This is a genomic window from Bradyrhizobium sp. AUGA SZCCT0176, from assembly GCF_018130145.1.
Classification (GTDB): Bacteria; Pseudomonadota; Alphaproteobacteria; order Rhizobiales; family Xanthobacteraceae; genus Bradyrhizobium.
In genome coordinates this window covers 37,606-51,752 of sequence record NZ_JAFCMB010000001.1, presented here as the reverse complement: position 1 = coordinate 51,752, position 14,147 = coordinate 37,606, and the positions used below count along the sequence as shown (strand labels likewise).

Genomic DNA, 14,147 nt, shown 5'->3' with positions numbered 1-14,147 from the left:
CATGGCTTCTTACGATCTCGTCGTCATCGGCACCGGTCCGGGCGGATATGTCTGCGCGGTGCGCGCCGCGCAACTCGGCATGAAAGTCGCCGTAGTCGAAAAGAACGCGACGCTGGGCGGCACCTGCCTCAACGTCGGCTGCATGCCGTCGAAGGCGCTGCTGCACGCGTCCGAGATGTTCGAGGAAGCCGGGCATTCCTTTGCGAAAATGGGCATCAGCGTTTCCGCGCCGAAACTCGATTTGCCGTCGATGATGAACTTCAAGCAGCAGGGCATCGACGGCAACGTCAAAGGCGTCGAGTTCCTGATGAAGAAAAACAAGATCGACGTCATCAGCGGCACGGGCAAAATTCTTGGTGCCGGCAAGGTCGAAGTGTCCGGCAGTGACGGCAAGGCGCAGACGGTCGAGACCAGAAACATCGTGATCGCCACCGGCTCCGACATCGCGCGGCTGAAGGGCATCGAGATCGACGAGAAGCGCATCGTGTCGTCGACCGGCGCGCTGTCGTTCGACAAGGTGCCCTCACATCTGCTGGTCGTCGGCGCCGGCGTGATCGGGCTCGAGCTCGGCTCGGTGTGGCACCGGCTCGGTGCGAAGGTCACGGTGGTTGAGTTTCTCGACCGCATCCTGCCCGGCACGGATGGCGAGGTGGCAAAACAATTCCAGCGCATCCTCGAAAAGCAGGGCTTTGCGTTCAAGCTCGGCGCCAAGGTCACCGGCGTCGACACGTCAGGCAAGACGCTGTCGGTCAAGGTCGAGCCGGCCGCGGGCGGTGCGGCCGAGGCCATCGAAGCCGATGTGGTGCTGGTCTGTATCGGCCGCGTGCCCTACACCGACGGCCTCGGCCTGAAGGAGGCCGGTATCGCGCTCGACAATCGCGGCCGCGTCGAGATCGATGCGCATTTCTCGACCAGCGTGAAGGGCGTCTATGCGATCGGCGACGTGGTGGCGGGTCCGATGCTCGCGCACAAGGCCGAGGACGAAGGCGTGGCGTGTGCCGAGATCATCGCAGGGCAAGCCGGGCATGTGAATTACGACGTCATCCCAGGCGTTGTGTATACCACGCCGGAAGTGTCGTCGGTCGGCAAGACCGAGGAAGAGCTGAAGCAGGCGGGCGTCGCATACACCTCGGGCAAATTCCCCTTCACTGCCAACGGCCGCTCCAAGGTCAACCAGACCACGGACGGCTTTGTGAAGATTCTCGCAGATGCGAAGACCGATCGCGTGCTCGGCGTGCACATCATCGGCCGCGAAGCCGGCGAAATGATCCATGAAGCCGCCGTTCTGATGGAATTCGGCGGTTCCGCCGAGGATCTGGCACGAACCTGCCACGCGCATCCGACCCGCTCCGAGGCCATCAAGGAAGCAGCGCTTGCGGTCGGCAAACGGGCGATCCATATGTGATCGATGCCCGGCACACGCCGGGTCGAGATTTTCAGGTGATGCGCCGCCTACTTAAGCCGTTATGGGTTCTGCTTGCGATCATCTTCTTGATCGAAGCATGGCTGTGGGATCATCTCGAGCCGATCGTCGAGCGCGTCGTCGCGTGGATTCCGTTCCGTGCGTTCAAGCGATGGCTGTCCGAGCGTGTCGATACGCTGTCGCCGGCGATGACGTTGATCGTATTTGCGGTGCCGGTGATCCCGCTGTTTCCGCTCAAGCTGGTCGGGCTGTGGCTGCTGGCGAATGAATATTGGATCAGCGCGATCGTCGTCATCGTTCTCGGCAAGTTCGTCGGCGTCGGCGTCACCGCCTTCATCTTCGATGTGACGCGGCCGAAGCTGCTGAAGATGCAGTGGTTCAAAAAGGTTTATGAGTTCATCATGATGCTGCGCGCCAGGGCAGCTGCATTGGTCGAGCCGGTCAAGCGCCGGATCGCCGAGATGCTGCGCGGCGACGGCGAGGGCTGGTCAGGTCGGATGCTGAGGCTGATCCAGCGCTTTCGCAAACGCGTGCACGAAGCGCGGTAATCGAACTCACTCTCACAGAGATCGGCTTCACCTCCCCCGATGGGAGAGGCGGGCACGCTACATCAAATGCACGGCATGCGGCGCGAACAGGCCGATCAAGGTGAATCCAATTCCGATCACGGCGAGCAGGGCGGAACCCCAGGCCAGCACGATCATGCCGGTGATGATGGTCGCCGATGCCAGCACGATGCCGATCTGGAACGCGGCCGAGGCGACTTCGTAGTGATGGTACTTGGCCATCGCCTCGTCGCGCAAATGTTCGGCTTGCTTGGCGCGCTTCATGAGCTCTTCCGAGCCCTCGCCGGTTTCCGGCTCCGAGCGATAGCGCGCCGCAGTCTTGGTCCAGTCGTCGATCTGCTTTTGCAGCGCCGCCTTTGCGGCCGGATCAGTAGTGACCCCGAGGCTCAGCTTGGCGTGCTCGGCGGTGGCCTGAACCGTGGTGCGGCGGATGCTCTTGGCCTGGAAGAACGCCCAAAGGTTCGACGCCTCGACATTCTTGCTGATCGATTCGGTCTGCGCGCCCTTGCCGAGGGTCTCCGACAGCGCAAGAAACAGCGCAATGACGGCGATCAGCAATGCGATTCTCTTGTTGGAGCTGGAAGCGTGCTCGGCGTGCTCCGCATGCTCCATACTTTCATGTGCGCCCATGATTCCCTCCTGCCAGGTGACCTGCTTACGATTGCCGGAACCATCCGGCCAGCGCAAGGGGCGGGCAGGGGAAGTGCACGATGTGACGATAGTATGTCGGAGCGCGGCCGGCGTTCAGCCGCGCGGATGCGCCGTCTTGTACACTTCCAGCAGCCGCTCGCTGTCGATGCCGGTATAGATCTGCGTGGTCGAGAGCGAGGCGTGGCCGAGCAATTCCTGGATCGCGCGCAGATCGCCGCCGCGCGACAGCAGGTGGGTAGCAAATGAATGCCGCAGCGCATGCGGCGTCGCGCTGTCGGGCAGGCCGAGCGCGCCGCGCAGCCGCTCCATGGTGAGCTGGATGATTCGCGGGCTGAGCGGCCCGCCGCGTGCGCCGACGAAAATCGGTCCCTCCGGGTTAAGCTGATGCGGGCAGACGGCGGTGTAATCGGCGATCAGCGCCAGCACGTTTTGCAGCACCGGCACCATGCGGGTCTTGTTGCCCTTGCCGGTCACGATGATGACGTCACCTTCGCCGGGCAGCGGAACGTCGCGCTTTTTCAGCCCGAGCGCCTCGGAGATGCGCAGGCCCGAACCATACAGCAGCGCCATCACGGCGGCGTCGCGCGCCCAGATCCAGGGATCGCGATCCTCGCCGGCGCGTTCGTCGGCATCGGCAAAACGTTTGGCGGCCGCCATCTGGATCGGCTTCGGCAGGCTCTTGCCGATTTTCGGCGCACGGATCGCCGAGAGCGCGCCGACCTTGCCCTTGCCTTCGCGCTCCAGGAAACGTCCGAACGAGCGCAGCCCCGCCAGCGCCCGCATCAGCGAGCGGCCCCCGATGTCGTCGGCGCGGCGCATCGCCATGAAGGCCCTGATGTCGCTGGCTTCCAGCGCTGCAAACCCCTTGATCGTAACTTTTCGGCCCCAGTACTGGCTAAGAAAGATCAGGCATTGCCGGAGGTCGCGGGCGTAGGCCTCCAGCGTCTTGGGCGACAGCCGCCGTTCGGCGCGCAGATGCGACAGCCAGCGCGTCATCTCCAGCGCCAGCGTCGCGTCGGCGCAATCGAGTTCGATCGGTTGAGGTGACGGAACAGGCTTGGTCATGGACTATGGGCGCCCTGATTCTCCTGATTATATCGCACCTCTTTCGTTTACCGTTCGCTAACTCCCCCCCGCCAGCGCCGGTGCCACTGGCCCTCGCCGTCGCGCGCCCTTAACTTGAGCGCCTCTTAACTTAAGTCCCTGCACCCCTTAAGCCTGATTCCCGATGGACCATTCGACGCGCAGCAGCAGTTCCTCCGCCTCATCGACACGCGTCGTCGATGTGCTGGTGCCGGTTGCGCTCAATCAGGCCTATTCGTATCGCGTGCCGCGCGGCATGGAGCTGAAGCCCGGCGACGTCGTCTGCGTGCCGCTGGGGCCGCGCGAGGTGGTGGCGGTGGTGTGGGCGGAAAACGCCAATCCCGATCCGCGCCTGCATAACCGCTTAAAAGATGTCGGCGAAAAGCTCGATGTGCCGCCGTTGAAGGAGGAACTGCGTTCGCTCGTCGATTGGGTCGCCAATTACACGCTTTCCGCCCGCGGCATGGTGCTGCGCATGAGCTTGCGGATGGGCGAAAATCTCGGCCCCGAACGGATGCGCCTTGGCGTGCGGCTGGTCGGTGAGCCGCCGCGGCGCCTGACGCCGGCGCGACGGCGGGCGATTGACGTGCTGTCGGATGGCCTGCTGCACGGCAAGTCCGAAGCCGCCCGGGAGGCCGGCGTCAGTTCGGGCGTGATCGACGGGCTGGTCGATGAGGGCACGCTTCAAATCGAGGCGATGCCGCCGCCGCTGGCGCCGCCGGCGCCCGATCCGTCGTTTGCCCAGCCTGAATTCTCCCGGCAGCAGCGCACGGCTGTGGACGCGATGCGGGCGCTGGCGGCGAATGGCAGCTTTCACGCCGCACTGCTCGATGGCGTCACCGGCTCGGGCAAGACCGAAGTCTATTTCGAGGCGATCGCCGAAATCATCCGCCGCGGCAAGCAGACGCTGATCCTGATGCCGGAGATCGCGCTGACAGGACAATTCCTCGATCGCTTCGCGCTGCGTTTTGGCGTGCGTCCTCTGGAGTGGCATTCCGAACTGACGCCGCGCACCCGTGCTCGCAACTGGGCGGCAATCGCAGCCGGCGAAGCGCCGGTCGTGGTCGGCGCGCGCTCGGCATTGTTTCTGCCCTATGCCGATTTGGGCCTGATCATCGTCGATGAGGAGCACGACCAGGCCTACAAGCAGGATGACGGCGCGCATTATCACGCCCGCGACATGGCGGTGGTGCGCGCGCATATCGCGAAAATCCCGATCATCCTGGCCTCGGCCACGCCGTCGATCGAGACCGAAGTCAACGCGCGCAAGGGGCGCTATCAGCGCGTCGCGCTGCCGTCGCGTTTCGGCGGCCAGCATATGCCGCATATCGAGGCGATCGACTTGCGCCGCGAAGCGCCGCCGCGCGGCCGCTTCGTCTCGCCGCGGCTTGCCGATTACATCGGGCAGGCGATCGAGAAGCGCGAGCAGGCGCTGTTGTTCCTCAATCGCCGCGGCTACGCACCGCTGACGCTGTGCCGCGCCTGCGGGCATCGCTTCTCCTGCACGATCTGTGACGCCTGGCTGGTGGATCATCGCTTTCGCCAGCGGCTGGTCTGTCACCATTGCGGCTTCTCGATGCCGCGCCCGAATATCTGTCCGCACTGCGCAGCCGAGGAATCGCTCGCCGCCATCGGGCCCGGTGTCGAACGCCTGCAGGAGGAGGCCGCGCAGTTGTTCCCGAACGCGCGCACCATGGTGCTGTCGAGCGACCTGATCACCTCGATCGAAACCATGCGCAGCGAGCTGAATGAAATCGCCGAGGGCCGCGTCGACATCATCATCGGCACGCAACTGGTGGCGAAGGGGCATAATTTCCCGCGGCTCAATCTGGTCGGTGTCGTCGATGCAGATTTGGGCCTGAGCAATGGCGATCCGCGCGCGGCCGAGCGGACGTTTCAATTGCTCAACCAGGTGATCGGCCGCGCCGGGCGCGACCAGGGCCGCGGCATCGGTTACCTGCAGACCCATCAGCCCGATCATCCCGTGATGAAGGCGTTGGTCGCAAGCGATCGCGAGGCGTTCTATGCCACTGAAATTGATCAACGCGAACGATCGGGATATCCGCCGTTCGGCCGGCTCGCCAGCCTGATCATTTCCGCCGGCGACCGGCCGACCGCCGAAGGTTTTGCGCGCAAGCTCGCCGCCATCGCGCCGATCGACGAGCGCATCCAGGTGCTGGGCCCCGCGGAAGCGCCGCTGGCAGTGATCAAGGGCCGCTATCGCTTCCGGCTATTGGTGAAATCGCTGCGCAATGTCGATTTGTCGGACTATTTGCGCGAATGGCTGGCGGCGGGCCCGAAGACAAAAGGCAATCTCAAGCTCGAGGTCGACGTCGATCCGCAGAGTTTTTTGTAGAAGCCCATTATTTGCGGGTGGCAGTCCACCTCAACCATTCGACCACAGATTGGTCGTGTATCCCTGCTCGACAAAGGCATCGATTTTCGCCGCCTGATCCTCGTCGGCGCCGGCCCTCGCCGCGAAGACTTTTCCGAACGAGATGCGCTTGGGTTCCGGCCAATGCTCGGGTTGCCAGAGCTTTGACCGGAGCACCGAGCGCGCGCAGTGGAAATAGCAGCGTTCGATATGGATCCGGATCGCCAGCAGCGCCGGGCGGCCTTCCTTGCCAAGTGTTGCCAGCAGTTCGGCATCGTCAAAGATCTCGGCCCGGCCCGAGAGCCGCAGCGTCTCGCCGGTCCGGGGGCGCAGGAAAATCACCCCGATCCGGCCGGTCTCGATGATGTTCTGCAGGCCGAACGCAAGGTTGTTGCCCGCCCGTTCCGGGAGCAGAACCGTTGTTTCATTTTCGACGCGGACGAACCCGGGCTCGTCGCCTTTCGGCGATACCTCGATCGGCCCGTCGCGACCGGCCGTGGCCATCAGCCCAAACGGGCACGTTTGCAGGAAATCGATCGCCTGTTCGTCGAGATAGGGAGCTATCTTGGCCTTGGTGGTCGCCCGGGGTTCGGGAAGAACATTTCTCAGTTGTTCCACGGTTTTGATCTGGCTCATGATCGATCTCGTCAGTGCTGGTTCAAGGCTGCGGAAGGCGGTGCGCCTGTTGCCTTCGGAACCTAGCACGATCCTCCTGCCACCGTGGTGGCCAGAGCGGCTCCGCGCCGTGCGGGCGGGGTAGCAGCGAGTGGCCCTGCCGGCTCGAGCGCGCCCAAATAAAAAGCCTGCCGTCATTTGCGACGGCAGGCCCTTATCGGTGCGCGAAAGATTCCGCGATCGTTACGCTACGCAACGCTTACCAGGTCTGTTGAACCGGAAACGGCGCTTGATCAGCGCTTTTAGGAGACGACCTCGGCGGTGATGCGGCCGACGCCCTTGGCGCGGGTCAGTCCGACCGCGCTGGCAGCGCCGGTCGAAAGGTCGAGCACGCGCCCCTTAATGAACGGGCCGCGGTCGTTGATGGTGACGATGACGCTGCGGCCGCCATGGGTCACCCTGAGCTTGGTGCCGAACGGCAGGCTGCGGTGGGCGGCGGTCATGGCGTTCTGGTTGAAACGCTGGCCGGACGCGGTCTTGCTGCCGGATTCATTGCCGTAAAAGGAAGCCATGCCCGAGAAGCTGCGCCCGGAGCTTGAGCCGATCGAGGCGTTGGCGTCCTGCCAATTGCTGTTGGCCTTTTGGGCGTGGTGGGAATGGTGATGGTGATGACGGTGGTGCCTGGATTTGGCCGAAGCTTCGGTAATGCTGCCACCGGCCAGGAGAGTTGCGGCAATCAAAGCGAACGCTGTACGCGACCGGATGATAGATCCCGGCAGCAGGTTCTTCGTATTCAACATATAAATAATCCCTCAGACAGTATTGCCACATATGTGACAAGTGGAACCCCCGTTCCCGTGTGTGAGATGGCCGTTTGATTAGGCAATGAGGCATGAATTGGGCAGTAATCCTCGTTTTTCGCTGGCTGACATATCTTGTTACCTAGATCAACTAATCGAATCATATTTATTAATACATTGCTTTAACGAATTTTTAACCATTCCAATACTTGGAATTATTGATGAGTTAAGTGTTCGTTAGTGTTCGCGACGTTACGGCAAGTAAACGGCGGGGAACCGGATTCGGGTTGTTCCGGAGATACATGGCGCCCATGCAAATACGGGCGGAACGATTGAGCTTGTCGCTGACGCGCCGTTCCGGCGCGGGCCTGCGCGGCAAAATCGTGACGGGCGTTTCGCTGCGAACTGGCGCTGAAAAACTTGCCTTGGAAAATTGGATTAGAGGCCAATTAAAATAGTCGTGCGACTAGGCATCGCCCGCGCGCGCCGTCATGTTGCACCTGCGCGCTTGCTATGTTAGCAAAGCCGCGATTTTAACGATCCCGGCACCTCTCGTGCCGGTCGAAAATCGAAGTCCCGCTTGAATTCCAAGGGCTTGGATCGCTAGGCGCCGCTTCCGTGGCGACGGTTTTTCCCTTGCGAGTTTGACAGCAAAAAAGAGCGTCTCTGTGGCTGCTGAAGATCCGTCCGTTTCGGGAGTGTCAGGCCGTTATGCAACGGCCTTGTTCGAGTTGGCGCGCGACGAGAAATCGATCGACGCAGTAAAAGCCGATCTCGATAGATTCGAGGCCATGCTGGCCGACAGCGCTGATTTGAAGCGCCTGGTCCGCAGTCCGGTATTCTCGGCAGATGCGCAGTCGAAGGCGCTCACCGCGATTCTCGACAAGGCCGGAATTTCGGGCACTTCTGCCAAATTTCTCAAAGTCCTGACCGCCAATCGCCGGCTGTTCGCCGTCGGCGACGTGATCCGCGCCTTCCGCGCGCTGGTGGCGAAGTTCAAGGGCGAGGCTACGGCAGACGTCACCGTCGCCGAAGCGCTCAGCGACAAGAATCTCGACGCTCTCAAGACCGCACTGAAATCAGTGACGGGCAAGGACGTCGCGCTCAACGTGAAAGTCGATCCCTCTATTATCGGCGGCCTGGTGGTCAAGCTCGGCAGCCGCATGGTGGATAGTTCGCTTCGCACCAAACTCAATTCGATCAAGCACGCGATGAAAGAGGCAGGCTGATGGACATCCGCGCCGCGGAAATTTCCGCGATCCTCAAGGACCAGATCAAGAATTTCGGCCAGGAGGCTGAAGTTACCGAAGTCGGACAGGTGTTGTCCGTCGGCGACGGCATTGCCCGCGTCTACGGCCTCGACAACGTCCAGGCCGGTGAGATGGTCGAGTTCGAGAACGGCACCCGCGGCATGGCGCTCAACCTCGAAACCGACAACGTCGGTATCGTGATCTTCGGCGCCGACCGCGAGATCAAGGAAGGCCAGACCGTCAAGCGCACCCGCGCCATCGTCGATACGCCGGTCGGCAAGGGCCTGCTCGGACGCGTCGTCGACGCGCTCGGCAATCCGATCGACGGCAAGGGTCCGATCCATGCCACCGAACGCAAGCGGGTCGACGTCAAGGCGCCCGGCATCATTCCGCGCAAGTCAGTCAACGAGCCGATGGCGACCGGCCTCAAGGCGATCGACGCGCTGATCCCGGTCGGCCGCGGCCAGCGCGAGCTGATCATCGGCGACCGCCAGACCGGCAAGACCGCGATTGCGCTCGACACCATTCTGAACCAGAAGCCGCTCAACGCGCAGCCGGACGAGAACCTCAAGCTGTATTGCGTCTATGTCGCGATCGGCCAGAAGCGTTCGACCGTTGCCCAGTTCGTGAAAGTGCTCGAAGAGCAGGGCGCGCTGGAATACTCGATCATCGTTGCAGCCACCGCTTCCGATCCGGCGCCAATGCAGTACATCGCGCCGTTCACCGGCTGCACCATGGGTGAATATTTCCGCGACAACGGCATGCACGCCGTCATCATCTATGACGATTTGTCCAAGCAGGCCGTCGCGTATCGCCAGATGTCGCTGCTGCTGCGCCGCCCGCCGGGCCGCGAAGCCTATCCGGGCGACGTGTTCTATCTGCATTCCCGCCTGCTCGAGCGTGCGGCCAAGCTCAACAAGGATCAGGGCTCGGGTTCGCTGACCGCGCTGCCGGTCATTGAAACCCAGGCCAACGACGTGTCGGCCTACATTCCGACCAACGTGATTTCGATTACCGACGGCCAGATCTTCCTGGAAACCGACCTGTTCTTCCAGGGCATCCGCCCGGCGGTGAACGTCGGTCTGTCGGTGTCGCGCGTCGGATCGTCGGCGCAGACCAAGGCGATGAAAAAGGTCGCCGGCAAGATCAAGGGCGAACTGGCGCAGTACCGCGAAATGGCGGCGTTCGCGCAGTTCGGCTCCGACCTCGACGCCTCGACCCAGCGCCTGCTGAATCGCGGTTCGCGCCTGACCGAACTCCTGAAGCAGCCGCAGTTCTCGCCGCTGAAGATGGAAGAACAGGTCTGTGTGATCTGGGCCGGCACCAACGGCTATCTCGATGCGCTCCCGCTCAACAAGGTGCGCCCCTTCGAAGACGGCCTGCTGTCGTTGCTGCGCGGCAAGAACGTCGAGATCCTCAATAGCATCCGCGAAAGCCGCGATCTCAGCGACGATACCGCGGGCAAGCTGAAGGCGGTCGTCGAAGGTTTTTCCAAGACGCTTGCTTGATGTGCCGGCCGACTAACTAAAGGTTTGGCCCGGCTTAACGCCGGGCCTGATGAAAGAGGGCTTGCGATCAGGTCATAGAGATCAGATCGCCGGGGTGAACTAAGAATGGCTTCACTGAAAGACATGCGGGTCCGCATCGCCTCGACCAAGGCGACGCAGAAGATCACCAAGGCCATGCAGATGGTCGCAGCCTCCAAGCTGCGCCGCGCGCAGACCGCCGCCGAAGCGGCGCGGCCCTACGCGGAAAAAATGGACGCGGTGATCTCGAACATCGCAACCGCAGCCGCGGGTTCACCCGGCGCGCCGGCGCTGTTGGCCGGTACCGGTAACGATCAGGTTCACCTGCTGCTGGTTTGCACCGGCGAGCGTGGTCTGTCGGGCGCGTTCAATTCCTCGATCGTGCGTCTGGCGCGCGAACGCGCGCTGTCGCTGATCGCCCAAGGCAAAGAGGTCAAGTTCTTCTGCGTCGGCCGGAAGGGCTACGAGCAGCTCCGCCGCCAGTTCGACAAGCAGATCGTCGAACATCTCGACCTGAAATCGGTGCGTCAGCTCGGCTTCATCAATGCCGAGGATATCGCCAGGAAGGTCCTGGCGCGCTTCGACGCCGGCGAATTCGACGTCTGCACGCTGTTCTATTCGCGCTTCAAATCCGTGATCTCCCAGATCCCGACCGCGCAGCAGATCATCCCGCTGGTGGTTGAAGAGCCGGCCGCGAATGCCGGTCCGTCGACGTCCTACGAATATGAGCCGGAAGAAGACGAGATCCTGACGCGCCTGTTGCCGCGCAATCTCGCGGTGCAGATCTTCCGCGCGCTGCTGGAAAACAACGCTTCGTTCTACGGCGCGCAGATGAGCGCGATGGACAACGCCACCCGCAACGCCGGCGACATGATCCGCAAGCAGACCCTTATCTACAACCGCACCCGTCAGGCCCAGATCACCAAGGAGCTGATCGAAATCATCTCCGGCGCCGAGGCACTCTAGCCATTCGCGCGACACCCTGACGGACTTCCAGAGACAAGAATTCGAAGGAGAGAGTTTTATGGCCGCAGCAGCAAACCAGACCGGACACATCGTCCAGGTCATCGGCGCCGTCGTCGACGTGCAGTTCGAAGGGCATCTGCCCGCCATTCTGAACGCGATTGAGACCACCAACAATGGTAACCGTCTGGTGCTTGAAGTCGCCCAGCATCTCGGCGAATCCACGGTGCGCACCATCGCCATGGACACCACCGAGGGCCTGGTCCGCGGCGGTGAGGTTACCGATACTGGCGCGCCGATCATGGTGCCGGTCGGTGCCGGCACGCTCGGCCGCATCATCAACGTGATCGGCGAACCGATCGATGAAGCCGGTCCGGTGGTGTCGGAAGGCATGCGGCCGATCCATGCGGAAGCGCCGAGCTATACCGACCAGTCCACCGAAGCTGAAATTCTCGTCACCGGCATCAAGGTCGTCGACCTGCTGGCGCCCTACGCCAAGGGCGGCAAGATCGGCCTGTTCGGCGGCGCCGGCGTCGGCAAGACCGTGCTGATTCAGGAACTGATCAACAACGTCGCGAAGGCGCACGGCGGTTACTCGGTGTTCGCCGGCGTCGGCGAGCGTACCCGCGAAGGCAACGACCTCTATCACGAGTTCATCGAGTCGAAGGTCAACGCCGATCCGCACAATCCCGATCCGAACGTGAAGTCGAAATGCGCGCTGGTGTTCGGTCAGATGAACGAACCCCCGGGCGCCCGCGCCCGCGTCGGCCTTACCGGCCTTACCGTCGCCGAGCACTTCCGCGATCAGGGCCAGGACGTGCTGTTCTTCGTCGACAACATCTTCCGCTTCACCCAGGCAGGCTCGGAAGTGTCGGCGCTCTTGGGTCGTATTCCTTCGGCGGTGGGTTACCAGCCGACGCTCGCCACCGACATGGGCGCGCTGCAGGAGCGCATCACCACCACGCACAAGGGCTCGATCACCTCGGTGCAGGCGATCTACGTGCCGGCCGACGACTTGACCGACCCGGCGCCCGCAACCTCGTTCGCCCATTTGGACGCGACCACGGTGTTGAACCGCGCGATTTCGGAAAAGGGCATCTACCCCGCGGTGGATCCGCTCGACTCGACCTCCCGCATGCTGTCCCCGCTGGTCGTCGGCCAGGAGCACTATGAGACCGCGCGTATGGTTCAGCAGGTGTTGCAGCGCTACAAGTCGCTGCAGGACATCATCGCCATTCTCGGCATGGACGAACTCTCCGAAGAGGACAAGATCGCGGTTGCCCGCGCCCGCAAGATCGAGCGCTTCCTGTCGCAGCCGTTCCATGTCGCCGAAGTGTTCACCGGCTCGCCCGGCAAGTTCGTCGACCTCGCCGACACCATCAAGGGCTTCCGCGGATTGTGCGAAGGCAAGTACGACCATCTGCCGGAAGCGGCCTTCTACATGGTCGGCAACATTGAAGAAGCCGTCGAGAAGGGCAAGAAGCTGGCTGCCGAGGCAGCCTAAGGCGAATGGCGAACAGGGAGTAGCGAATAGATATTCGCCTTTCCATTCGCCACTCACTATTCGCTACGCGCCACTTCCTATTCGCAGGACTACTCCATGGCCACCTTCCACTTCGATCTGGTCTCCCCCGAAAAACTCGCCTTCTCCGGCGAAGTCGATCAGGTTGACGTGCCCGGCGTCGAAGGCGATTTCGGCGTGCTGGCCGGCCATGCGCCGGTTGTGGCCGCAGTCCGTCCGGGCATCTTGACCATCACCTCCGGCGGCACGCATCAGAAGATCATCGTGCTTGGTGGCCTTGCCGAAGTGTCGGAGAAGGGCCTCACCGTGCTCGCCGACGTCGCCATCTCGACGCAGGAGCTCGACAGGACGCAGTTCGCCGAGACGATTGCCGAGATGGAAGCCAAGCTCGCCGAGAAGGAAGGCTCCGAACTCGACCACGCCATCGAGCGGCTCGATCACTTCAAGAGCATCGAGCACCAGATCAGCACGACGGCGATGCATTAAGCCCCGGGGTCCCGCTCCGGGGCGCAATGAAGGCCCCTGATAACACCAGCGCTCGTCACACCGTGACGGGCGCTGAACTTTTTTGCGGCAGTATTTCTTTCGCGAGCCGCCCCGGTCAACGAAGCTCTCAGCGGGTGCGCCAAGCGCGACACTGATTGCCGCATCGCCGCGATCGGACCAGTCACGGTCGGACCGAACTAGCGGCTTATATCAGCTCTGCGCTTTCATCCCGCGCAGCAATGCCGGCAATCCGGCCAGATCTTTCAGTATGAAATCGGCGAGCGCGGCATCGGGCCAGCGAACATGGTTGCGACCCCAAGGGCCGCGTTCAAGTAAGGCGGTCTTCATGCCAAAATTCCGTGCCGGAATGACGTCGTTATCGAGACGGTCACCGACATAGAGCACTTCGGCTGGATCGAACTCGGACATTGTGGAGGTCTTCGCGAGGGTCTCGCGATAGAAATCGAGCGAAGGCTTGTCGACGCCGAGCTCCGCCGAGGTCGTGATCAATCTGGCCTCCAGGCCGAACGATTCGAGCGCCGCCTTGGCCGTGGGCGGCTGATTGCCGGCGATACCGACAAACCAGCCGTCTTGCGTCAGTTCGGACAGGCATGCCCTGGCGTCGGCATAGAGATCGCGCGCTTCAATCCTGAAATCAGTTCCGCTTCGCTTGCGCTCGGCGGCGGCGGCACGGACGTCAAAACCCGGCCGCAGCCGCTCGAAGATCAGGCGGTAATTTTCGCCTTTGGCAATGATATCGTCGAGCACGGCCAGAAACTCGGCCCTATCGACGCCCATGGTGTCGGCCCAGCCGTGCAGCAGGCGCGTTTCGTCGATCAGCGTCTCGCCAACGTCGAAAAATATCGCGCGGATCGGCATCGGCACTTT

General features: G+C 62.5%; 13 protein-coding genes. 8 read left to right on the top strand and 5 right to left on the bottom strand.

Annotation, left to right across the window (positions count from 1 at the left end; genetic code table 11):
* The first annotated feature begins 1 nt into the window (after position 1).
* Entirely contained in the window at positions 2-1,405 is a 1,404-nt protein-coding gene (lpdA, locus tag JQ600_RS00270; protein ID WP_212389390.1) for a dihydrolipoyl dehydrogenase, read from the top strand.
* Between the two features lie 35 nt (positions 1,406-1,440).
* Positions 1,441-1,971, top strand: coding sequence for a hypothetical protein (locus JQ600_RS00265; protein ID WP_212389503.1), 531 nt, complete (start codon positions 1,441-1,443; stop codon positions 1,969-1,971).
* Positions 1,972-2,028: 57 nt separating this feature from the next.
* On the opposite strand, the gene JQ600_RS00260 is transcribed toward JQ600_RS00265, so the two are convergent.
* Both JQ600_RS00260 and JQ600_RS00255 read right to left on the bottom strand, forming a co-directional pair.
* Positions 2,029-2,619 carry a DUF4337 domain-containing protein gene (locus JQ600_RS00260; RefSeq protein ID WP_212267694.1) on the bottom strand — a complete coding sequence of 197 codons (591 nt, stop codon included), beginning with the start codon at positions 2,617-2,619 and terminating at the stop codon, positions 2,029-2,031.
* Between the two features lie 114 nt (positions 2,620-2,733).
* Positions 2,734-3,705, bottom strand: a complete 972-nt coding sequence (locus tag JQ600_RS00255) for a tyrosine recombinase XerC (protein WP_212489624.1) — start codon at positions 3,703-3,705, stop codon at positions 2,734-2,736.
* A 163-nt stretch (positions 3,706-3,868) separates the two neighbouring features.
* Between JQ600_RS00255 and JQ600_RS00250 the strand changes: the two genes are divergently transcribed.
* Positions 3,869-6,079: a primosomal protein N' gene (locus tag JQ600_RS00250; RefSeq protein ID WP_212389388.1), complete on the top strand. Its 2,211-nt coding sequence runs from the start codon at positions 3,869-3,871 to the stop codon at positions 6,077-6,079.
* 30 nt (positions 6,080-6,109) lie between these two features.
* Here JQ600_RS00250 and JQ600_RS00245 read toward each other — a convergent pair whose 3' ends face one another.
* Positions 6,110-6,910: an MSMEG_1061 family FMN-dependent PPOX-type flavoprotein gene (locus JQ600_RS00245; RefSeq protein ID WP_212489623.1), complete on the bottom strand. Its 801-nt coding sequence runs from the start codon at positions 6,908-6,910 to the stop codon at positions 6,110-6,112.
* A gap of 104 nt (positions 6,911-7,014) precedes the next feature.
* Entirely contained in the window at positions 7,015-7,512 is a 498-nt protein-coding gene (locus JQ600_RS00240) for a septal ring lytic transglycosylase RlpA family protein (RefSeq protein ID WP_212267701.1), read from the bottom strand.
* A 668-nt stretch (positions 7,513-8,180) separates the two neighbouring features.
* Here JQ600_RS00240 and JQ600_RS00235 point away from each other — a divergent pair.
* The 5 genes from JQ600_RS00235 to JQ600_RS00215 all read left to right on the top strand — a co-directional run bounded on the left by JQ600_RS00235 (position 8,181) and on the right by JQ600_RS00215 (position 13,259).
* Positions 8,181-8,741, top strand: coding sequence for a F0F1 ATP synthase subunit delta (locus JQ600_RS00235; protein WP_192739033.1), 561 nt, complete (start codon positions 8,181-8,183; stop codon positions 8,739-8,741).
* Complete coding sequence (gene atpA / locus JQ600_RS00230; RefSeq protein WP_212389386.1) at positions 8,741-10,270, top strand: F0F1 ATP synthase subunit alpha; 1,530 nt, start codon at positions 8,741-8,743, stop codon at positions 10,268-10,270. Before JQ600_RS00235 ends, atpA begins: the two co-directional genes overlap by 1 nt.
* A gap of 105 nt (positions 10,271-10,375) precedes the next feature.
* On the top strand, positions 10,376-11,254 hold the full coding sequence (locus JQ600_RS00225) for a F0F1 ATP synthase subunit gamma (RefSeq protein WP_212267706.1): 879 nt from the start codon (positions 10,376-10,378) through the stop codon (positions 11,252-11,254).
* A 58-nt stretch (positions 11,255-11,312) separates the two neighbouring features.
* A complete protein-coding gene (gene atpD / locus JQ600_RS00220) occupies positions 11,313-12,755 on the top strand; it encodes a F0F1 ATP synthase subunit beta (protein WP_212267709.1) in 1,443 nt (480 codons plus the stop codon).
* A gap of 96 nt (positions 12,756-12,851) precedes the next feature.
* A complete protein-coding gene (locus JQ600_RS00215) occupies positions 12,852-13,259 on the top strand; it encodes a F0F1 ATP synthase subunit epsilon (protein ID WP_212267712.1) in 408 nt (135 codons plus the stop codon).
* A gap of 210 nt (positions 13,260-13,469) precedes the next feature.
* Here JQ600_RS00215 and JQ600_RS00210 read toward each other — a convergent pair whose 3' ends face one another.
* Entirely contained in the window at positions 13,470-14,138 is a 669-nt protein-coding gene (locus tag JQ600_RS00210) for an HAD family hydrolase (protein WP_212389385.1), read from the bottom strand.
* Positions 14,139-14,147: the final 9 nt, after the last annotated feature.